General features: G+C 71.5%; 16 protein-coding genes. 5 read left to right on the top strand and 11 right to left on the bottom strand.

The window, feature by feature from the left end; genetic code table 11:
* Nucleotides 1-50: 50 nt before the first annotated feature.
* From QA861_RS37495 to QA861_RS37480, 4 genes are all read right to left on the bottom strand, one after another.
* The gene (locus QA861_RS37495; RefSeq protein ID WP_334593220.1) at nt 51-1,502 is read right to left on the bottom strand and encodes a sensor histidine kinase; all 1,452 of its coding nucleotides are present in this window, start codon (nt 1,500-1,502) and stop codon (nt 51-53) included.
* 35 nt (nt 1,503-1,537) lie between these two features.
* A complete protein-coding gene (locus QA861_RS37490) occupies nt 1,538-2,575 on the bottom strand; it encodes a rod shape-determining protein (protein ID WP_334593219.1) in 1,038 nt (345 codons plus the stop codon).
* A 218-nt stretch (nt 2,576-2,793) separates the two neighbouring features.
* Nucleotides 2,794-4,359, bottom strand: a complete 1,566-nt coding sequence (locus tag QA861_RS37485; protein ID WP_334593218.1) for a carboxyl transferase domain-containing protein — start codon at nt 4,357-4,359, stop codon at nt 2,794-2,796.
* The gene (locus tag QA861_RS37480; RefSeq protein ID WP_334593217.1) at nt 4,352-5,842 is read right to left on the bottom strand and encodes an acyl-CoA synthetase; all 1,491 of its coding nucleotides are present in this window, start codon (nt 5,840-5,842) and stop codon (nt 4,352-4,354) included. The genes QA861_RS37485 and QA861_RS37480 overlap by 8 nt, the downstream gene beginning before the upstream one ends.
* Nucleotides 5,843-6,138: 296 nt before the next feature.
* Between QA861_RS37480 and QA861_RS37475 the strand changes: the two genes are divergently transcribed.
* Entirely contained in the window at nt 6,139-7,026 is an 888-nt protein-coding gene (locus tag QA861_RS37475) for an ATP-grasp domain-containing protein (RefSeq protein ID WP_334593216.1), read from the top strand.
* Nucleotides 7,027-7,044: 18 nt separating this feature from the next.
* On the opposite strand, the gene QA861_RS37470 is transcribed toward QA861_RS37475, so the two are convergent.
* A complete protein-coding gene (locus QA861_RS37470) occupies nt 7,045-7,617 on the bottom strand; it encodes a hypothetical protein (protein ID WP_334593215.1) in 573 nt (190 codons plus the stop codon).
* 210 nt (nt 7,618-7,827) lie between these two features.
* On the opposite strand from QA861_RS37470, the gene QA861_RS37465 reads away from it, so the two are divergent.
* Both QA861_RS37465 and QA861_RS37460 read left to right on the top strand, forming a co-directional pair.
* The gene (locus QA861_RS37465; protein ID WP_334593214.1) at nt 7,828-8,601 is read left to right on the top strand and encodes an IclR family transcriptional regulator; all 774 of its coding nucleotides are present in this window, start codon (nt 7,828-7,830) and stop codon (nt 8,599-8,601) included.
* Entirely contained in the window at nt 8,598-9,482 is an 885-nt protein-coding gene (locus QA861_RS37460; RefSeq protein ID WP_334593213.1) for an SMP-30/gluconolactonase/LRE family protein, read from the top strand. Before QA861_RS37465 ends, QA861_RS37460 begins: the two co-directional genes overlap by 4 nt.
* Nucleotides 9,483-9,498: 16 nt before the next feature.
* Here the strand turns inward: QA861_RS37460 and QA861_RS37455 are convergent, their stop codons facing one another.
* Nucleotides 9,499-10,422, bottom strand: a complete 924-nt coding sequence (locus QA861_RS37455) for a phosphotransferase family protein (protein ID WP_334593212.1) — start codon at nt 10,420-10,422, stop codon at nt 9,499-9,501.
* Nucleotides 10,423-10,637: 215 nt separating this feature from the next.
* On the opposite strand from QA861_RS37455, the gene QA861_RS37450 reads away from it, so the two are divergent.
* Nucleotides 10,638-11,807: an RNA-guided endonuclease InsQ/TnpB family protein gene (locus tag QA861_RS37450; protein ID WP_443041627.1), complete on the top strand. Its 1,170-nt coding sequence runs from the start codon at nt 10,638-10,640 to the stop codon at nt 11,805-11,807.
* Between the two features lie 56 nt (nt 11,808-11,863).
* On the opposite strand, the gene QA861_RS37445 is transcribed toward QA861_RS37450, so the two are convergent.
* The 4 genes from QA861_RS37445 to QA861_RS37430 form a co-directional block, all read right to left on the bottom strand.
* A complete protein-coding gene (locus QA861_RS37445) occupies nt 11,864-13,297 on the bottom strand; it encodes an NAD(P)/FAD-dependent oxidoreductase (protein WP_334593211.1) in 1,434 nt (477 codons plus the stop codon).
* Complete coding sequence (locus QA861_RS37440) at nt 13,290-14,537, bottom strand: MAB_1171c family putative transporter (RefSeq protein ID WP_334593209.1); 1,248 nt, start codon at nt 14,535-14,537, stop codon at nt 13,290-13,292. Before QA861_RS37440 ends, QA861_RS37445 begins: the two co-directional genes overlap by 8 nt.
* Complete coding sequence (locus QA861_RS37435; protein WP_443041685.1) at nt 14,534-15,067, bottom strand: toxin-antitoxin system, toxin component family protein; 534 nt, start codon at nt 15,065-15,067, stop codon at nt 14,534-14,536. Before QA861_RS37435 ends, QA861_RS37440 begins: the two co-directional genes overlap by 4 nt.
* Nucleotides 15,068-15,171: 104 nt before the next feature.
* Entirely contained in the window at nt 15,172-15,774 is a 603-nt protein-coding gene (locus tag QA861_RS37430) for a transcriptional regulator (RefSeq protein ID WP_334593207.1), read from the bottom strand.
* Nucleotides 15,775-16,032: 258 nt separating this feature from the next.
* Between QA861_RS37430 and arfA the strand changes: the two genes are divergently transcribed.
* Complete coding sequence (gene arfA / locus QA861_RS37425) at nt 16,033-17,547, top strand: arabinosylfuranosidase ArfA (protein ID WP_334593206.1); 1,515 nt, start codon at nt 16,033-16,035, stop codon at nt 17,545-17,547.
* Between the two features lie 10 nt (nt 17,548-17,557).
* Here arfA and QA861_RS37420 read toward each other — a convergent pair whose 3' ends face one another.
* Nucleotides 17,558-20,536 (bottom strand): beta-galactosidase, encoded by a 2,979-nt coding sequence (locus QA861_RS37420; protein ID WP_334593205.1) that lies wholly within the window; start codon nt 20,534-20,536, stop codon nt 17,558-17,560.
* Between the last annotated feature and the right edge of the window lie 221 nt (nt 20,537-20,757).

The following is a 20,757-nucleotide window of genomic DNA, read 5'->3' as shown; positions in this document are numbered from 1 at the left end:
GTCGATGTCAGTCACTGGCTGCCCTCCGCCGTCGACGGTCCGTGACCTCTCTACAGGGTGCCGTCTCCCAGCGGTGCCTGCCAGATGACCGTCGTACCCGGGCCTGCGCCCGTTGTGTCATCGACGTAGACCGTCAGCCGTACGGCTTCCCGGCCGTCCGGCAGGACCGCCGTCGCGTCGACCGTGACCTCGACGCGGGTGACACCGGGACGGCGTACGGCGGTGGCGAGGGTGCGGCGCAGGGCGGTGAGGAGCCGGGCGGCGACGGGGGAGGGGACGCGGTGCTCGACGGGCCCGGTGAAGCGGACGGAGGGCCGGCGGCCGAGTACCGCCGTCGTACCGGCCGTCTCACGAAGTACCTTGCCGCGCAAGCCTGTCGGCGCGTCGGCGGGGGACTGCTGGAGGGCGAAAATGGTCGTCCGGACCTCCTGGACGGTGGCCTGGAGTTCGTCGACGGCGTGCCCGAGGATCTCGCGCACGTCGGCGTCGTCGCCGGCCCGGCGCTGGGTGGACTCCAGCATCATGCCGGTGGCGAACAGCCGTTGGACGACGAGATCGTGCAGGTCCCGGGCGATCCGGTCGCGGTCCTCGTACACCGCGAGGCGGGCGCGGCGGCGCCGGGCGTCGGCGAGGACGAGCGCGAGGGCCGCCTGTGAGGCGAACTGCGTCGCGAGGAGCCGTTCCGTGCCGGTGTACGGGCGGTCGCCGCGTCGGCGCGGCAGCGCGAGCGTGCCGATCAGCCTCCCCTCGGCCTGCAACGGCAGCATCATGCTGGGTCCGAACCGGTGCCGTACAGGGGTCGTCATCCGCGGGTCGGTCGCCGAGTCGTCGACGAACACCGGCTCCCCGCCCAGGAGTTGAACGAGAACGGGACTGCCCGGGGCGATGACGGTCCCGACGATGTCACCGGGGTCGTCGAACGTGGAGGCGGTCACGATCTCCATGCCGCCGGTGGCCGTCGGCTGCAGGATGACGCCCGCGGCGGCGTCGGCGAGAAGCCGGGCGCGGTCCGCGACGATCATCAGCGCGTCGTCGGAGGCCTTGCCGGTGAGCAGCGCGGTGGTGACGGCGGCGGCACCCTCGATCCAGCGCTCCCGCTGCCGCGCGGTCTCGTACAGCCGGGCGTTCCCGATCGCGATGCCGGCCTGTGTGGCCAGCACCCGCAGCAACTCCCTCTCGTCGTCGCCGAACGGGGACCCGTCGAGTTTCTCGGCGAGATACAGCCGCCCGAACTCCTCGCCCTCCACGAGGATCGGTACGTCGATGGCGGCGACGCCCTCCCGTTCGGCGCGCCCCGGATCGGCCCTGCGGACCTCCACGAGACCGTCGTGCCCGGGGTCGGCCATACCGAGCCCCGCGTACCGGGCACCGGTCAACTCGGCCGCGCCGTCCACGATGTGCTGGAGGGTGGTGCGCAGTTCGAGATCGGAACCGATGCCCAGTACGGCTTCGAGACGGGACGGCAGGGGAGGAGAGGGAGGTGGGGGCGGGTCGACTGGCATGCGGATGGTGGGGCCGCCGGGTCGGGTGGGCGGTCTCAGGTGGCCAGCGGATCCAGTACCAGCGGCTCGATACGGCCCTCCAGCATGTACCCGAGGCCCTGCACCGCGCACACGTCCGGCCGTTCGGCGATGTGCACCGGCATGCCCGTGGCCTGCCGCAGCATCTGGTCGAACCCGGGGAGCAGCGCGCTGCCGCCGACCATCATGATGCCGCGGTCGGCGAGGTCGGCCACCAGATCGGGCGGGCAGTCCCGCAGCACCTTGCCGATGCCGTCGAGTACGGCGGTCAGCGGCGTCTGGATGGCGTCACGCACGGCGGCGGTGTCGACCTGGACGGAGCGGGCGAGGCCGGTGGCGACGTCCCGGCCGTGGATCTCGGTGGACGACGGGCCGTGGGCGGTGAGCCCGTTGCCGGAGAGGGCGAGCTGCAGCGGACGTACGGACTGGCTGGGCAGCATCAGTTCGTGCTGGTGGCGCAGGTGCTGCACGATCGCGTGGTCGACGGCCTCGCCCCCGACCGGGATCCGTTCGGCGGTCACGATCGAGCCGAGGGAGAGAACGGCGAGCTGGGTGGCGGCGGCGCCGCACACCATGACCATGGTCGCCTCGGGCTGCTCGACGGGCAGTCCGCAGCCCACGGCGGCGGCGACGAGCGTGTCCACGAGTTCGACGCGCCGGGCGCCGAGACCGACGAGCGTCTCGATGGCCGCGCGCTGCGCGAGCGGGTCGGCGTCGTGCGGGTAGCAGGCGGCGGCCCGCAGGAAGGGCTTGCGGCGCAGGCTGCGGCGGACCTTGTCGCCGATCAGGTGCCGCAGCATGCGCTGCGCCATCTCGATGTCGACGACGGTTCCGCCGGACACGGGCCGCACGACTCGGATGTAGTGGGGTGTACGCCCCGTCATCTTCTCGGCGAACTCCCCGACCGCGATCAGCGCACCGGTCTTGGTGTTCACGGCGGCGACCGACGGCTGGTCGACGACGATCCCTTCACCCTTGACGTAGACGCGGGTCCGCGCGGCCCCGAGGTCGACGGCGAAATGGCAGCGGCGCATCTGTTCCAGACTGACGGTCATGGCAGATCCTCCCGAGAGCGCAGACCGTACGGGCCGCGCCGGTCGGCGGGCCTCCACTGGCATCGTGCGGTGGCGGGGGAGTGGGGCGCCTGTTGTAGGGGGCCGGGTGGGGTGCCGCCGTATGGGTATTTATCCTTTATGTCTTCCAGGCAACTCTGCGCCTGGCGGAACAAGGGCGCGAAGGTGGAGTTGGCGGAGCCGCTGAAGGGCGCGGGGCGTCACCGAAGGTCCGGGGCGGGGGCCGGGCGGCCCACGATGCCCCGTACCACCCCCAGCTCCACCAGGTCCTGCGGCCGGATCCGAAGCTGGTCCGCCGTCGCCTCCACCTCACGCTCCGGGCGCTTGAGGATGGCCGCCGCCAGCTCTGGCGCGATGACGGAGAAGTAGCTGTCCGGCGTGGCCCAGGTGTTGCCGGGAGCGGCCAGGGCCAGGGCGCCGCCCGAGCCGCCCTCGCCGATCAGCAGCGTGGTGACCGGCGTGCGGGCGGCGGCGACCGCGCCGAAGAGGTCCGCGATCGCGGCGCCCGCGCCCTGACGCTCGGCGTCGGCGTCGTTGGCGGCGCCCGGGGTGTCCACCAGGGTCAGCACCGGGATGCCGAGCCGGTCCGCGAGGCGGATCAGCCGGGCGGCGGTGCGATAGCCGGCGGGACGGGTGGCCGTGCCGAGCTGCGCGGCGTACGCGACGGTCCGCCCGTCCTCCGCCCGCTCACCGAACCCGCACACCATCCCGGCGTCGGTGCCCCCGCAGCGGTCACCGCTGATCGCGGCACGCCGGGTGAAGTAGGCGTCCAGGTAGGCGTCGGCGCGCGGACGCCGAGGGGACCGGGCGCGCCGGACGGCGTCCCAGCCGGTGGAGGGGAGGGACGCGGAACGGGGGACGGGCGGAGGATGCGGGGCCTCCGCCCGGCCCTCGCCGGCGGTGTCGGTAGCAACGGCGGCGTCGGTGTCCAGTGGGGCGGCCCCCGCCGGGCCCTCGCCGGTGGCGTCGGCAGCGTTGGCGGTGTCGATGGCGTCGGTGATCAGCAGGGCCGGGGGCGGGACGGCCCGCGTCGGGTCGGCGCCGATCGCACCGGCGCTCAGCAGCCGCAGCCACAGGGCCAGCGTTTCGCGGAGCGCCTCCGGACGTACGATCGCGTCGGCCGCGCCCGCCGCCACCTGCGCCTCGGCCGTGTACGCCGCCGGGTCCGCGTCGGCAGGCCGGACCCGGGAACCCGCGAAGCCCACCTGGGCGCCGGGCAGTGCCAGCACGACGTCGGCGCCCGCGCCCAGGGTCGCCCACCCGCCGCCGGTCGTCGGATCCCGGAGCACCGCGATCTGCGGCAGGCCCGCCGCACGGGTCAGCGCCGACTGCCGGGCCACGCGCTGGAGCTGGGTCAGCGCGAGCATGCCCTCCTGCATCCGGCTGCCGCCCGTCGCGACGAGCGGCACGACGGGCAGGCGGTGATCGCGCGCGTACTCGTACGCGCGCTCAAGGCGGTCTCCGGTGCGTTCGCCGAGCGAGCCGCCGAGGAAGCCGAACTCGAAGGCGATCAGTACGGCCGGGGTGCCCCCGACACGGGCGGTGCCACAGACGACGGACTCCTCCTCGCCGGTGCGGGCGGTGGCGCGGGCGCGCGAGGCGTCGTAACCCTGCCAGGCGAGGGGACCGTCGGGCTCGCGCTCCCGGGTGGGGCAGGGCAGTTCGACGAAGCCGCCAGTGGAGTTGTCTGTACTGGCGTCGGCGTTGTCGCAGAGCAGGGCGATGATCTCGCGGGCGGAGAGGCGCCCGGGGGCCCGGTCAGTCACTGGGCAGCGCCCGCTTCATGATCTTCCCCATGTCGTTGCGCGGGAGGGCGTCCAGGTAACGCACGACCCGGGGGCGCTTGTGCGGGGCGAGACGGGCCGCGACATGGTTGGCCAACTCGTCGGCGTCCGGTGGGGACTGCGGATCGGCGGGGACGATCCAGGCGACGATCCGTTCGCCCAGGTCGGCGTCGGGCTCTCCGGTCACGGCGGCCTCGCGTACGCCCGCGTGCTCCAGCAGCGCGTTCTCGATCTCGCCCGCGCCGATCTTGTAGCCGCCGCTCTTGATCAGGTCGGTGGCTTTGCGGCCGACGATACGGACATAGCCGTCGGGATCGCGCACCGCCATGTCCCCGGTGCGGAACCAGCCGTCGGCGGTGAACGCGGCGGCGGTGGCGTCGGGCCGGTTCAGGTACTCGGTGAACAGGTTCGGCCCGCGCACCTGGATCTCGCCCACGGTCTCGCCGTCGTACGCCGTGATGGGCGCCCCGTCCTCCTCGACGAGCCGCAGCTCGACGCCCGGCAGCGGTACGCCGACTGTGCCCGCGCGCGCCTCCCCGTCCGCGCGGACACTTGTGTTCATCAGGGTCTCGGTCATGCCGTAGCGCTCCACGACCCGGCGGCCGGTCGCCGCCGTGATCCGCTCGTGGTCGTGCACGGGCAGCGCGGCGGAACCGGAGACGAGCAGCCGGGCCCGGCCGAGCGCCCCGGCGAGCTCCGGGTCGCCGGGCAGCGCCTCCGCGATCCGGTGGTACATCGTCGGCACGCCGAACAGCATCGTCGCCCCGTCGTTCAGCTCGCGGGTGACGCCCTCCGTCCCGAACCGCCCGAGGTGCCGTACCGAGCCGCCGCGCCGCAGCGGGCCGAGGATGCCGAGAATCAGACCGTGCACATGAAAGAGCGGAAGCCCGTGCACCAGCACGTCCTCGCCGGTCCACTGCCAGGCGTCGGCGAGCGCGTCCAGGGTGGTGGCGACGGCCCGGCGCGGGATGACGGCACCCTTGGGCGGCCCGGTGGTGCCGGACGTGTAGACGATCAGGGCGGGGGATTCCGGGGCGGGATCGTACGCCGTCCCGGGCGCTCCCGAAGGGGGACGTGCCGGGCCGGCCACCTCGACCTCGATGCGCTCCAACGAGCGGAAGGCGTCCGGGAGTTGGGCGCCCGGCGCGGTGAGTACGAGAGTGGGTGAGCTGTCCTTCAGGATGTGGCCCAACTCGCTCTCGCCCGACTTCGGGTTGAGCGGCACCGCCGGGACCCCGGCCAGCAGGGCGGCCACGACACCGACGGCCGTCTCCAGCGTCGGCGTCGCCCAGACGGCGACCCGGCCGCCCGCCCCGGAGATCCGGTCGGCGAGGGCTCTGGCCGTGGCGGCGAGTTCGGCGTACGTCAGCGAGCGCTCGCCGAAGCGGAGGGCGGGCCGCCCGCTCGGGGCGCCGCTCGGGGCGCCGGTCGGGTCGTCGGTCAGCCCGGGGAAGAGAGAGGACACGCGTCGTACTCCTTGGCTCGTCACATCGGTCGCAACCATCGCAGGGACTGCTTCCGTCCCGATCCCTCCGTACACCATCGGCTGCCGGAAGAAACACATTCACGGTCACTTCCGACCGCCCACCGCACCCGCGTCAGGCGCCGCAGCCGGCCCGCACCGCGGTTCCTCGTTCCGTCACCGATGCCGGGGCTTCACCGAAGGTGAGGGTCAAGCGCTTGTTAACCTTCATCCGGAATCACCATCAGTGGTGAACCAGCTCTACGCGCCTTACCGCACGCCTCATCGAGGGAGTCCCCGTGGTCCGCATCGCGATCGTCACCTACGACCCCCGGCCCGGTACCAGCAAGGACCGGGATTTTCCGCTCCTGGTACGGGAGTTGCTGGCAGCCGGGGCCGACGCGACCGCCGTCCACTGGGACGACCCCGACATCGACTGGGCGTCCTTCGACCTCGCGGTGGTGCGGTCCACCTGGGACTACAGCTGGCGCGCGGAGGAGTTCGCGGGCTGGCTGGAGCGGTGCGGGAAGCTCACGCGGGTCGCGAATCCGGTCGGCGTCCTGCGCTGGAACATGGACAAGCGGTACCTCGGTGAGCTGGCCGCGGCCGGTGTCCCCACGGTTCCGACCAGCTACCTGGCCCCCGGCGACGCCCCCGGCCTTCCCGACGACCGCGAGTACGTCGTCAAGCCCACCTCCGGCGCCGGCGCCCGTTACGCGGCCCGCTACACACCCGAGGACCGGGAGACGGCCGTACGGCATCTCGCGCGTATGCACGCCGAGGGGTTCACCGCGATGGTGCAGCCGTACGTCGGGAGCATCGACGTCACCGGGGAGCGTGCCCTGCAGTTCTTCGGGGGCAGCTTTCTGCACGCCAGCCGCAAGGGGGCCGTACTGGCTCCCGGCACGGCGTACGACGACGACAAGGTCGCCCATCCCGACCTTGAGGTCTGGATCCCGACCTCGGCCGAACTCGCCGTAGCGGAACAGGCGTTGGCCGCTGTGCCGGACAACTCCGGTCTGCTGTACGCCCGGGTCGACCTGGTCCTCGGTGACGACGGTGAACCCCGGGTCATGGAACTGGAGTTGATCGAGCCGAACCTGTTCCTCGATCTGCACCCGGACTCGGTACCGGTGGTCGTGCAGGCCATCCTGCGGGCCGCCGTCGGCCGTCAGGGACGGTCGTGACCGGCGGGGTCGACAGACTCAGTCCTTGACCGCCACCCGCTGCAGCAGCCCCCAGGTGAACTCCGCCGCGCACTCCCGCCGTACCCCCGTCCCGTCCGGCGCCGTGAACGCCAGGCCCCAGCGAGTCGGGGCCGTGCCCTCCAGCGGGCGGGCGGGGGCGAAGGCGCGGGCGACCTCGTCGACCGTGCAGGACCACGGGCGCAGATCGTCCGGCGTACGGAGTTCGGGGGCGGGGGCGCCCGGGGCCCGCACCAGCCATTCGTTCCAGGCCACGCCGTTCGGGGCCACGAGCACCTCGAAGCGCAGGTCGGGCCAGAGGGGGACCGGCCACAGCCAGGCCTCGCACTCCAGGTCCCCGATTTTGCGCGCCGTCACCGACTCCGCGGTGCCGAGGACCGAGCGATACCGGGAGGCGGCGGCTCGGGCGTACTTGGAGCGCAGCATCGCCTGCCAGCGTTTGTTGGCCTCGCGCATGTCCGCGATCGACACGCCCAGCTGGTGCCGGGCGTCTTCCACGAGGTCCGGATTGTGGTCCGCCATGCGGCGCAGCAGCACCAGCTGGAAGTCGATGACCGTGAACATATGAACCATCGTCCCGTATGTCTCGGGAGCTGCCCGGACCGCCTGTCGGGCGGCGAGGACAGTCACGGACGGCAACGAAGCCGTCGCACGCCCATTGCCCGGCCGAGCCCTTGTGGTTAGCCTGTCCCCTGTTCGTCATGCCGATCGTCTGTTGAAATCTCGAACGTCGTCGTATCGCTCGAGATCGTAGACACCCTGAACACAAGAGAGGGGGCCGTCATGGGACGCCTCGTACCTGCCGTGACCCGGGCTCTCGACATTCTTGAGCTCTTCCTGGACGGAGACGGGACTCTCTCCGCCCCGGACATAGTGCGCCGGCTTCAGCTGCCGCGCACCACCGTGCACGAACTGGTGACGACGCTCGCCGCCCGTTCGTACATCGTGCAGGTCCCCGGCCAGCCGGGACGCTACCGCCTGGGCGTGCGCCCGTACCAGCTCGGCAGCCGTTACGCCGAGCAGCTCGACCTCGCCGCGGAGGGTCTGCAGGTCGCCCGGTCCGTCGCCGAGAACTGCGGCGAGACGGTGCACGTCGCGATCCTCGAAGGCACGGACGTCATCTACATCGCCAAGGTGGACTCCACCCACGCGGTCCGGATGGTGTCGGCCGCGGGCCGCCGCCTGCCCGCCCACTGCACTTCCGTGGGCAAGATGCTGCTGGCCTCGCTCCCCGACCACGAGCTCTCCGCCCGGGTCCCCGACAAGGTTCCGCTGCCCGCGATGACGCCGAACAGCATCACCGACCCGGCGGTCCTGCGTGAGGCTCTCGCGGAGATCCGCCGCCGGGGTGTCGCTGTGGAGAACCGTGAGTCGAACCCGGACGTGAGCTGCGTGGCCGCACCGGTGCAGGACCGCACGGGCCGGGTGGTCGCCGCGCTGTCGATCTCCGTCCCGATGATCCGCTGGAGCGACGACCACCGTTCGGAGCTGGAACAGCTCGCCGCCAAGGGCGCCGCCGAACTCTCCGAGCGCCTCGGTCACCGGAGTGTGGCATGACGACGTACGAACCCGCCCTCGAAGTGGCGGTCCAGGCGCAGGCGACCCTCGGTGAGGGCCCGACGTGGGACGCGGCGGCGTCCCGGCTGATCTGGATCGACATCCTCGGCTCCCGCGTCAACACCTACGACCCGTCGACGGGCCGCCGCACGGTCATGGCGACGGAGCAGCACGTGGGCGCGGCGAAACCACGCGCGGGCGGCGGCCTGGTCCTGAACCTGCGCGACGGAGTGGCCCTGTACGACGGCGACGGGGACGGCGCCGACTCAGCCACCGGCTTCCGCTGGCTGCACCACGAGCCGACCCCCGGTCGCCGGGCGAACGACGCGGCGGTGGCCCCCGACGGCTCCCTGTGGGCCGGCACGATGCGCTACGACGAGGCGCCGGGCGGCGGCACACTGTCCCGGTTCACGGGGGACGGCGGGGCCACGACGGTCCTGAACGACGTCGCGGTGAGCAACGGGACGGGCTGGAGCCCGGACGGCCGCCTGATGTACTACATCGACTCCCCGACCCGCCGCGTCGACGTCTTCGACGTGTCGGCCGACGGGCAGAGTGTCGGCAACCGCCGCCAGTTGGCGCTGATCGAGGAGGGCGCCGGCTTCCCCGACGGCCTGACGGTCGACGCGGACGGCTGCGTCTGGGTCGCCCTGTGGGACGGCGGAGCGGTCCGCCGCTACACCCCGGCCGGCACCCTGGACCGTACGATCATCCTCCCGACGATCCGCCCCACGGCCTGCGCCTTCGGCGGCCCGAACCTCACGGATCTGTACATCACCACGGCCCGCGTCGGCCTGTCCGCCGCCCACCCGATGTCGGGCTCGCTCCTGGTCGTCCCGGAAGCGGGCAAGGGGGTCGCCCAGCCGGCGTTCGCCGGCTGACCCGGTCACCAGCGGGTCACGCCGTACCGAACCACTCCTCCGCCACCGCCTCCCAGGTCCCCTCCACGGGTACGTGCAGTTCGCGCATGTACCAGGGCAGGTTGCTGTACACGTGCAGCAGTGTGTACGCGAGGAGCCGGTGCAGGGCGAAGGTGTGGCCGTACGCGCGGGACAGGCGGCCCAGCAGGTCCGGGTCGCCCCGGGTGACGAACAGGCCGACGCCCACGAAGTCGTACGCGCGGTCGCCGATCATCGCCGGCTCGAAGTCGAAGAGGCCGGTCAGGTGCCAGGTGTCCGGGTCGATCAGGAAGTGCTGCTGCATCACCTCGGTGTGCAGCAGCGAGCGGGCCGGGGTGCGGGGAAGCGGGTTCGCGGCGAGGAAGTCGGGGATCTGGTCCAGCCAGGCCGCCGACAGCCCGTGACCGCGCTGCTGCTCCACCGTGCGTTCGCGCCGCCGGTCCAGGAACGCGCCCCAGTTCTCCGGGCCGAGGATGTCGTCGAGGGGCGCGGGGTCGAGGGCGTGCAGGGCGGCCAGCGCCTCGCCGATCTCGGTGACGAGGCGCTCCCGGTGGGCGCGCGGGACATGGCCCCAGACGTGGGCGAGGTTCACGCCGGGCAGGCGGGACATCAGGACGTACTGCCAGCCGTTCTCGTACGGCCCGAAGTCGTGGACCTTCGGGGTCGGTACGGGGAGCCGGCCCCGCAGGTACGACAGGACCCGGCCCTCGGCCCGGCCGTCCTCGGCGGCGGCCCCGGGGAACAGTTTCAGGACGAGTTCGTCGCCGACCGCGTACACCGGCTGTGAGCCGTCCGGGAACCGGGTCAGCGGGGCGCCGCCCAGGCCGAGGCGCGCGCACAGGTCGGCCGCCCCGGCCCGCATCACCGTCTCGTCGGGGACGACCTTGTCCCATTGTTCGTCCGTCTCGACCACAGGAAGCATGATCCGGACGGTACGGCCGCTACCGGCGAACAGGCAATGTCATTCGGTGACAACCGGGCTGTCCACTCGGGCCGTCTAACGAGCTTCATTCGCAGTGCATCGGGCTGAAGTTCAGCCCGGTGGTGAAGCGAATCTCGTGATTGCGGCGCGGAGTGCCGCGGTGTCGTTGCGGCGGAGCCGGACGGTGCGGGTCGTGGGGGTGAGGCGGGGAACGGGTGTTCCCGGCGACAGGGGGTGTCGTGTTCAACGACGCGGTGCGCGCCCGTGAGGATGCCCGTGCGGCTCAGGCGGCCTACCCCAAGGCCGCTGTCCTGTCCCAGCAGTTGATCACCCGGGCCAAGAACACTCCCGAACGGTCCTGGCTGGCCGAGGTTTCCTCGGTCGTCCTGCAGCAGGCGCTGCGGGACGTGCAGGCCGCGTACCGGAACTTCTTCGCCTCGCTGAAGGGGGAGCGCAAGGGGAAGCGGGTGGGTGCTCCGCGTTTCAGGTCGCGCAAGGATTCCCGGCAGGCGATCCGGTTCACCGCGAACGCCCGCTGGAAGATCACTGGGGGCGGGCGGCTGTCGTTGCCGAAGATCGGCGAGGTGAAGGTGAAGTGGTCGCGGGTCCTGCCGGTGACTCCGTCGAGTGTGACGGTGATCGTGGACGCGGCGGGCCGGTACTTCGCCTCGTTCGTCATCGACACCGATGCCGAGACGAACCTTGCCCGCTGGACGGAGCCGGACCCCGAGGCCGCGATCGGCATCGACCTGGGCCTCACCCACTTCGCGGTCCTCTCCGACGGCACGAAGATCGACAGCCCGCGGTTTCTGCGCCGGGCGGAGAAGAAGCTGAAGAAGGCCCAGCGGGAACTGTCCCGTAAGCGGAAGGGTTCGAAGAACCGGGAAAAGGCCCGGCTGAAGGTGGCCCGTGCCCACGCCGCTGTGGCTGATGCGCGTAACGAGTTCCACCACCAGCTCTCCACGACGTTGATCCGCGAGAACCAAGCGGTCGCGGTGGAGGACCTGGCGGTATCCGGACTCGCACGCACCCGGCTGGCCAAAAGCGTGCACGACGCGGGCTGGGCCCAGTTCGTTGGCATGCTCGAGTACAAGGCAAAAAGGTACGGCCGGACCTTCGTCAGGATCGGCCGGTTCGAGCCCACCAGCCAGGTGTGCTCGGCCTGCGGTCATCGGGACGGGCCCAAACCCCTGCAGGTACGGGAATGGACCTGCCCCGCCTGCAGCACCGTCCACGACCGCGACCACAACGCCGCGATCAACGTCAAACAGGCCGCCGGACTGGCGGCAACAGCCTGCGGAGCGCCGGTAGGACCGGGACTTGTCCCGGCACAGCGCGAAGAAACAGGAAGCCACGGAATCCCCACTGAAAGCCGTGCCGCGTAGCGGCACAGCAACAGGTGGGGACGGCCAGAATCCTCGGGCTCAGCCCGAGGAGCATGTCAATCGGCGGCCTTCCACTCCTCCGGTCGCAGCGGCGGTCCGCTCAGCGGCGGTTTCAGCGGGCCGATCGCCGCCGCCAGCAGCACACTTGGGGCCAGCAGCACCTCCGCGCCGCGTTCCAGGGACGTCACGTCGGTCACCCGGCGCGCGATACGGCCGTTGCCCGTGGCCGTGCGCATGAGGCGGCCCACGTAGGCCGCCAGCAGACGGTCCCGCAGGGTGGGGCCGTGTTCTGTGGCGCCGGGATAGAAGATGTCCTGGCTCGTCGCCAGGTCCCAGGCGGCGGCGACCGGACGGGCCACCGCCTTCTGGACATGGCGGGACAGGCCGGGTGCGCCCCAGCCCTGACGGCGGATCACATCTCTGAGGGCGACGGCACTTTGGGCCGCCACCGACATCCCGTGGCCGTAGATCGGGTTGTAGGCGGCCAGCGCGTCGCCGATCACCGTGAAGTTCTCCGGCCAGGCGGACATCCGCTCGTAGTAGTGCCGGCGGTTCGACGTCGTACGGGTGACGGAGACGCCCGTCAGGGGCTCGGCTCCCGCGAGCAGTTCGGCGATCACCGGGTGACGCAGCTCCTCGCGGGCGAAACGTGTGAACTCGACGCCGTCCGTAGGAGGTTCGCAGCCCCGGGTGCCGGACAGGGAGACCAGCCAACAGCCGTCCTCGACGGGTACCAGGACGCCCGCCCGGCCCGGACCGGCCCCCCTCGGGTCCGCCTGCACGGTGACCATCGGGTAGCCCTGCCGGGCGGGTTCGGGCGCCCGGTAGATCCGGCTGGCGTACGCGAGCCCGGAGTCGACCACGCGGCGCGGCGGTTCGGGCAGCCCCAACTCGCGCAGCCAGTGCGGGGTGCGCGAGGCGCGGCCGGTGGCGTCCACGACCAGGTCCGCGTGGAGTGTGCTCCGGCTGCCGTCGGCGCCGCGCACCCGCACGCCGGTGACGGCCTCGGCCGTGCCCTCCAAACCCAACACCTCTGCGTGCTCGACCAGTTTGACCCGGTCGTCGTCCAGGATCTGGGCGCGGACCGTCGCGTCCAGCAGATCCCGGCCGCACAGGAACGCATGGTGCGACTCGTCCCACCGCCGGAACCAGCCCTGCGGCGCCAGCGCGACCATGTCCGTGGTGACCGCCAGCCGGTGCGCACCGGCGTCGAGCAGCAACTCGCCGACGCCCGGCACCAGTTCCTCGACGGCCCGGGCACCACCTGACCACAGCACATGCGCGTGCCGGGCCTGCGGCAGGTTCCGGCGCGGCTCGGGGCCGTCCGGCAGGACGTCACGCTCGACGACGGTCACGCGGTCGGCGAACCCGACCAGGGCACGGGCCGCGAGCAGCCCGGCGAGCGAACCGCCGAGCACGACGGCCGACCTGACGGCACGTCCGGAGGCTGGTCCGAGGGGGGAGTCGACGGAAGTCGGGCGATCACTCATATACGTGCAGACTCTCTGCTGGGGCGGCCGCGAGGGTGCGCACCGCCTCGATCTCATCGGGGTGATTCAGCACCTGGGACACGGCTTCGATGCCCTGGAGCAGGTCCGTGAGCAAGTCGGTCGCGTGGCCGGTGACGTGGGGAGAAGGGTCACGGGACAGGGCGCGCGCCTCGATCGCGTCCCGGATCGTCACCGCCGCCGCCAGCGCTCCCGCCCGCCGCGCGCCGTGTCCCAGGTCCACGGCGGCCTCGTACGTCCGCCGCCGCAGCTCCTCGTCGAAGTGGCGGGCGAGTTGCAGCAGGGCATCTCGGATGAACGTCTCGCGGCGGATCAGCCGCAGTTCCGGGGTGGCCCGCAGCGAGAAGGGGACGCCTCTGCCGGTGGCGGTGCGCAGCAGGTCGTACAGCGGGCCGAGCCGGCGGCGGGCGCGCCGGAGCTGTCGGCGGGCGCGCAGATACTGGCCGGCGTGCGGCAGCACGAACCCCGTCGCGATCAGGACGGCGGCCACGCAGGCGGCGACGGGGGCAAGTTCCGTGGAGAGCGGATCCAGGTCGCCGCCCGCCCAGCGGGCGAGGACGGCGGTGCCCTTCGCCGCGTCGAACACCAGGTTGGCGGCGTAGCCGACGGCCAGCGACCGCAGGCCCCGGCGCAGCCACACGTCGAGCCCGGCGGTGTGGATCCAGTTCCGGACCAGCCGGTACGTCAGGACACAGGACGTGGTGTGCGCGAGCAGGTAGAGCACGATCAGCTCGCGCATGAAGGGCGTCCGGGCGTAGTACGTGTCCAGGTCCCGCCGGCGCTCCACGGGTACGTCCGCGAGCGCGAACAGCACCCACAGCGCGACGATCACCCCCGCGTGCCCGACGGCGACCCATCGCATCGCGCGACGCCCCTTGGCTGATCCCGCCGATCCCGGTGAGCGCCCGGTGAGGCCGCCGCGCCACGCGATCATCAGCAGCAGGCTCGCCCCGCAGAACGCGACGAGGAAGCTGTAGACGAGGGGCGCCGCGAGGTTGGGCACGCCGGTGACCCGGTTGGTCCAGGCGACGGCCGGGGGCGCGGCGAGGACGAAGATGCCGCAGGCGAGCAGCAGCAGTCCGCCGACCGCGCGCCGCAGCGGGTCTCCCCACAGGCTGACGATGCTGGGCAGCTTGAACACCAGGGCGGCGGCAAGGAACACGATCGGTGTCCCGAACACGAGGACGGAGTACGGCTCGCCGAGGAAGCCGGAGGGGTTCATCGCCGGGCGTTTCCGCTTCCCCGGCCGTGATACCCCAGCGAGGACTGCACACCACTGCTGCCCGCGCTCGTCGTACGGCCCTCCACCCACGGCCGGAAGACGGTGGCGAGGCGGTGGCCGAACTCCTCGGCGTCGGCCTCGTCGGCCTCGCGGGAGCCGTTGCGGGCGGCGACGGTCAGCGCGCCGCCCTGCCAGGACTGCTCGTCGGCCAGGACCCGGGCGGCGCTCGCGCCGACACTGTGGTGATGGCAGTGCCCGGCGTGCAGGTGCCACAACTCGTGTCCCAGGATGACGAGTTGCTGCACCGCCTCGGCCCGTTCCTCGACGATCACGAGGTCGAAGTCGTGGAACTCCACGCACAGACCGGTGACTTCGATCTCGTCGGGGAAACGCTCGAACCGCAGCTCGACGCGCCGCCCGCGCCGCGCGCTCATCTCCGCGCACAGTGCCCGGCACAACTCCCGTACACCTGAGGTGCTGTTGGCCTGGTCCCGCAGTGCCACGTCGAGCGCGCCGGTCAGGTCACGCATCGCACCCCGGGTCCGCAGCCGGTGCGCGGCCCGGGAGGACAGCAGCGCGGCCAGCACACCCCTTGTCATCCCCTTCGTCATCCCGCGCGTCGTCCGCCTCGGCGTCACCGCTCCGTCTCCTCGCCGCCGCTCAGCAGGCCTTCGAGCATCACCGCGAGGGCTTCCTGCTTGCGCGGGGTCAGCCGTCGGCCGCGCAGGGCCAGCGTGACGACACCGTGCCGGGTCGCGAACCGGACCAGCGGGCCCTCCTCGGCGCCGCCGAGTTCTCCGAGCAGCCGGCGCAGTTCACGGTGGAGCACGATGGGCGCGGGGTCGGTGAAGAAGCCGGTGCCCTGCTCGACTCCGAAGTACGCGGCGAGCGCGGTGAGGTCGGGAACGTTCGGCATCTTCTTGCCGAGGAGCAGCTGACGGGCCCACTCGGGGCTGATCGATAGGGCGTTCGCGACCTCCTTGCAGACCTCGGCACGCTTCCTGCCGTTCGTCGAGAGCCGCGTCTCGTGGAGGGTGCGCACCCGGCGCCGGATACGGCCCTCGATGTCGTCGGCCAAAGGCTCCGCGCCCTCGGTCAGCAGCGCGCGGATCTCGCCCTCGGTGAGAGCGGTACGGGCGGACAGGACGCGTACGTCGAGGACTTCGGCGCTGTCGAGGCCGGCCTCGGCGATGCGTTCTTCGAGGCGGGCCAGGGTCTCCGGGAGGGGCTCACTCACGGGCCGACCCTATGCGTTCGGACCCCCGGGCACCAGGGAAATCCAACGATCGTTGGAGAACTCGGAACGATCGTTGGACACTCACGCCATTGACGTGCGGACACTCCAAAATTACGGTCCTGTTCGGGGATACGAGCGGATACCGAGATACCGAACACCGAATGTGCCGAACACCGCACGCAGAACGCTGAGCACAAGAGCACAGAGCACAGAGCACAGAGCACGGAACGCAGAACGCAGAACGCCGGAGAGGAACCCATGTCCCGCACCGCCCGTTTCACGATCGACCCCGCCTTCACCGTCGGTGAGGTCAATCCCCGGCTCTTCGGCTCCTTCGTCGAACACCTCGGCCGCTGCGTCTACACCGGAATCTTCGAGCCGGGCCATCCCACCGCGGACGAGGCGGGCCTGCGCACGGACGTACTGGAACTGGTCCGCGAACTCGGCGTCACCGCCATCCGCTACCCCGGCGGCAACTTCGTCTCCGGCTTCAACTGGGAGGACTCGGTCGGCCCGGTCGAGGAACGCCCCCGCCGCCTCGACCTCGCCTGGCGCTCGACGGAGTCCAACCGCTTCGGGCTCTCCGAGTACATCGACTTCCTCCGCAAGCTCGGCCCGCAGGCCGAGCCGGTGATGGCCGTCAACCTCGGCACCCGAGGGGTCGCCGAGGCCCTCGAACTCCAGGAGTACGCCAACCACCCCGCCGGCACCGCCCGTTCGGACCTGCGTGCCGCCCATGGCGACAAGGACCCGTTCGGCATCAAGATGTGGTGCCTCGGCAACGAGATGGACGGCCCCTGGCAGACCGGCCACAAGACCGCCGAGGAGTACGGCCGGCTCGCCGCCGAGACCGCCCGCGCGATGCGCCAGATCGAGCCGGACCTCGAACTCGTCGCCTGCGGCTCCTCCAGCCAGGGCATGGACACGTTCGCCACCTGGGAGTCGACGGTCCTCCAGGAGACGTACGAGCTGGTCGACTACATCTCCCTGCACGCCTACTACGAGCCCCAGGACGGTGACATCGACTCCTTCCTGGCCTCCGCCGTGGACATGGAGTCGTTCATCGACAACGTGGTCGCGACCTGCGACCACGTCGGGGCCCGCCTCAAGTCGAAGAAGAAGATCAACCTCTCCTTCGACGAGTGGAACGTCTGGTACACGTCGGGGTGGCACGCGATCGAGAACTCCGGCGAGCGGGACTGGGCCGAGGCCCCGCGCCTCCTGGAGGACGTCTACTCCGTCACCGACGCCGTCGTCTTCGGTTCGCTGCTCATCGCCCTGCTCCGGCACGCGGACCGCGTCACCGTCGCCTGTCTCGCCCAGCTCGTCAACGTCATCGCGCCGATCATGACCGAGCCGGGCGGCCCGGCCTGGCGCCAGACGACCTTCTTCCCGTTCGCACAGGCCAGCAGGTACGGACGCGGCGAGGTCCTCGACGTACGGGTGGACTCGCCGACCTACGAGACGAAGAAGTACGGCGAGGCGGACCTGCTGCACGCCACCGCCGTACGCGCCGAAGACGGCACGGTCACCGTCTTCGCCGTCAACCGGGACCGCACACAGCCGCTGCCGCTCGAAGTCGTGCTGAACGGCCTGGAGTTGACGACGGTCGTCGAGCACAGCACGGTCGCCGACGCCGACCCGGACGCCCGCAACACCCTGGACGACCCGGAGCGCGTCACCCCGCACCAGACCACCGGCACCACCCTCCAGGACGGCACCCTGACCGCCGTTCTGGAGCCGCTGTCGTGGAACGTGATCCGGCTGGCGTAGGTCTCTTCGACTACCGGCCGGGGGAGGGGAGGACCGTCACCGGAACTCCCCCGGCCGCGCTCCCCAGCAGCGTCAGCCGTACCCGCCCCGGCCCCGACTCGGTCGTCCCGTCCGAAAGCACCGCCAGGGCAAGGGTGTTGGCGCCCCGGGTACGCAGGATGCCGTTCGGGAGGACGAAGGTGTGCTGGGGGCCTACGTCGTTGACGTACTGGCCCATGTTCCAGCCGTTCAGGAAGATCTGGACGCGGTAGGCGCGCAACGGATCGTCCTCCAGCAGCAGTCCGATCGACGCGTCGACGCCCGGATCGACGGCGAGCCGGAACCCCGTCCGGTACCAGGTCACCCCCTGCCGTCGCCGCTCGGCACGCGGCAGGTCGACCTCGGGCCAGCCCTCGTCCCCGTACCCCGGCAGATGCCAGCCCGACCGCTCTCCGTGCAGCCCACCGGTGTTGAGCGGCCCCCGCACCGGATCGGCCGCCGCCGCACCCTGTACCCGCCAACTCACCGCAGGGAAGGCGCCGGTGAAGGTCACCGCCGTCAGACCGCGCGCGACCTTGTGCGTGTCCAGCGCCTTGCCGTCCATGTCGTGCTGCATCCGCCGCACCAGCACGGACAGCACATGCCTGCCGGACGTCCGTACCTTCTCCGGCACGTCGAAGCTCGCTGTGGCCGCCCAACTCCCCTTCCGCGCCGTCTTCGTGTCCGGCACGGGCATCCGGTGCGTGCCCAGCGGCTCGCCGTCCAGCCATGCCATCAGCAGCCCCTGTGTCCCGGTGCTGTAGCCGAGGTTCACGGATTCCATGCCCTGGGCGCCGGTGAAGGAGCCCCGGTACCAGACGTCCCCGTAGTGGAATCCGTAGTCGTCGGCGAACAGCACGGGCTGCCCGTCGGGCACGGCCGTCGTACTGAACGTCGAAGTCCGGTCGGCGACCGTCCAGTTCGCGTCGTCGAACCCCGGCTCGGACTCGGGGTTCTCCGTCTGCCGCCGCCAGCCGTCCAGTACGGGCAGTGCGACAGCCGGGACACCGGCCAAGGGCTGCTCGGCCCGCAGGCTCCCGGAGTCGGTCGCCGACGTCCGCAACGACTCCTGGTTCCAGACGACTTCACGAACCCCGTGCGGCGCCCACATCTCCAGCTCGGCGGCCTCGACGGTGTCCCCGGTCAACCGCACGGCGCCATCTTCCAGTTCGGCGGTCCGCAGCAGTGATGGCCCGAAGACCAGCACCGACCCGGCCGGAGTCTCGCGCGGCCAGAGCCGCACGGAGGTCTCGTCGTCGGCGAGGAGGAGCAGGAGGGGTGTCGGGACACCGCCGCCTTCCACCAGCACCCGGGTGAGCCCGCCGAGCCGGGCGCTCACCCGCACGACCCCGTCCGCGTACGAGGACTCCGCGTCGCCCGCGAGTACGGTCACCGTCGGCTCGCTCGCGCACTCCACCGCCGTCACCGTCGCCTCTCCGGCCCGCCCCGTCAGCACGGCGACGTCCTGGTGCCCTGCCGTCAGCCGCAGCATCGGCTGGGCGTTGGAGTACGCCAGCTTCCGTTGCCCCAAAGCGATTTTGGCGGTGAGGAGACGCGCGTCCGAGGCGGGGACGGTGACCGACAGCGAGGTCCCGGCGACCGGGAGCGTCGAGGTGACCGACTCCGTGGAGTCGTTGCGCAGGACGTACACGTGGGCGTGGGTGTCCGGGTTGGCGAGGTGGTAGACCTTGATTCCGCCCCCTGTGGTGATGTCCTCGGCCCGGTCCAGCTTGGCCAACTCCGGGACGCACCGCAGGAGATGCCCGAGCTGGTGCATGGGGACGACCTTCGGGGTCGCCCGGCGCCCCTCGTCGAAGGCGGCGCCGTAGTCGTACGACGTGTACACCTGCGGGGCGGGCAGCCAGCCCCAACTGGTGCCGCCGAAGGTCATGTAGACGTTGTGGACGGTGATGCCGTTGGCGAGGTTGGTGAGGTAGAAACGCCGTTCGTAGGCCGCGTCCCGGGTCCGAGCCGACCCCGCGTACCCCGCCCCGTCGAACTCGGCGCCGCCCCACGGATCGAACCAGCCGCCCCCGAACTCGGGGATGAATCCAGGGGTTTCGGGACTCGCCGTGGCCCCGCCCTTCACGCCGCCGATACCGAAGTGACCCCAGTCCGGCGGGAGTTGATCAGGGTCCGGGTAACCGTCGAAGCCGTACAGCCAACGCCCCTGCTCGCCGCCGGTGTCGAAGGAGCCGGGGGCCCAGTAGCCGTTCCTGCCCAGGTCGTTGTGGAAGAGGGGGACGTCGATGCCGTCGGCGCGGACCTTGGCGTACAGATGGGCCATGTAGTCGACGCCGGTGGGCTCGGTGACGTACGAGCCGTACTCGTTCTCGATCTGGTAGAGCAGGACCGTTCCGTCGCCCCGGGTGTGGAGATGCCGGGCGACGATCCGGTTGACCGCCGTCAGCCACTCGTCGACGTGGGAGAGATAGGTCGGGTCGGAGGTGCGGGCGCGGCCCTTCGTCGCGGTCAGCCAGCCGGGGAAGCCGCCGGCGTCGACCTCGGCGTTGATGTACGGGCCCGGCCGCAGGATGACGTACAGCCCGGTCTCGGCGGCCTGGCGCAGGAAGAGGTCCAGGTCGCGGACGCCCGTGAAGTCGTACTGCCCGGGGGCGGCGGAGTGGTAGTTCCAGGCCACGTAGACGCTGACGGCGTTGTAGCCGTGCGCACGCGTCTTCTGCAGGACGTCCCGCCACAGGGACGGGCTGGGCAGACGGAAGGGGTGCATCTCGCCCGACCACAGGACGAGCCGTCGGCCGTCGACGAGCAGGGAGTAGCGGTCGAAGCCGACGGTGTGCGGGCGGCCGTCCGCCGAGGGCGGGTCGGGGGCCGGTCCGGTGGGCGCGATGGGGGCCGCGTACGCCGATCCGCCCGGCCCTTCGGAGCCCCCGCCCGCGCTCGCGCTGAGGGAGAGACCGAGGGCTGCGGTGCCGGCGAATGCGGTGAAGGTCCTTCTGCTCAGCACCAACGTGGTCTCCTCGGCCGTACGGCCCGTGCGTGTGAACGTGTATGGACGTGTGCGGACTTGCGCGGTTACGCGAGTACGCGGGTGCGGTCATCGGATCCCTCCGAGGAAACCCTGGCCTTCAGGTCGGGGAGGAATCGGACTCCTGTGGAGCAGGGCAGGGAACTGGGATTTGCCGCCAGGGCGAATCGCAGTGCTCTGACCCGCAGATTTGATTCTCACCA

Origin of the sequence: Streptomyces sp. B21-083 (assembly GCF_036898825.1) — a bacterium.
Taxonomy (GTDB): Bacteria; Actinomycetota; Actinomycetes; order Streptomycetales; family Streptomycetaceae; genus Streptomyces.
The sequence above is the reverse complement of the archived record's forward strand: the minus strand, read 5'-3'. Positions and strand labels throughout refer to the sequence as shown.

Excerpts from the sequence above, each read along its gene's own strand:
- QA861_RS37445 (WP_334593211.1), bottom strand. The coding sequence starts at position 13,297 with ATGAGTGATCGCCCGACTTCCGTCGACTCCCCCCTCGGACCAGCCTCC.
- QA861_RS37455 (WP_334593212.1), bottom strand. The coding sequence starts at position 10,422 with ATGCTTCCTGTGGTCGAGACGGACGAACAATGGGACAAGGTCGTCCCC.
- QA861_RS37490 (WP_334593219.1), bottom strand. The coding sequence starts at position 2,575 with ATGACCGTCAGTCTGGAACAGATGCGCCGCTGCCATTTCGCCGTCGAC.
- QA861_RS37460 (WP_334593213.1), top strand. The coding sequence starts at position 8,598 with ATGACGACGTACGAACCCGCCCTCGAAGTGGCGGTCCAGGCGCAGGCG.
- QA861_RS37470 (WP_334593215.1), bottom strand. The coding sequence starts at position 7,617 with ATGGTTCATATGTTCACGGTCATCGACTTCCAGCTGGTGCTGCTGCGC.
- QA861_RS37435 (WP_443041685.1), bottom strand. The coding sequence starts at position 15,067 with ATGCGTGACCTGACCGGCGCGCTCGACGTGGCACTGCGGGACCAGGCC.
- QA861_RS37465 (WP_334593214.1), top strand. The coding sequence starts at position 7,828 with ATGGGACGCCTCGTACCTGCCGTGACCCGGGCTCTCGACATTCTTGAG.
- QA861_RS37440 (WP_334593209.1), bottom strand. The coding sequence starts at position 14,537 with ATGAACCCCTCCGGCTTCCTCGGCGAGCCGTACTCCGTCCTCGTGTTC.
- arfA (WP_334593206.1), top strand. The coding sequence starts at position 16,033 with ATGTCCCGCACCGCCCGTTTCACGATCGACCCCGCCTTCACCGTCGGT.
- QA861_RS37495 (WP_334593220.1), bottom strand. The coding sequence starts at position 1,502 with ATGCCAGTCGACCCGCCCCCACCTCCCTCTCCTCCCCTGCCGTCCCGT.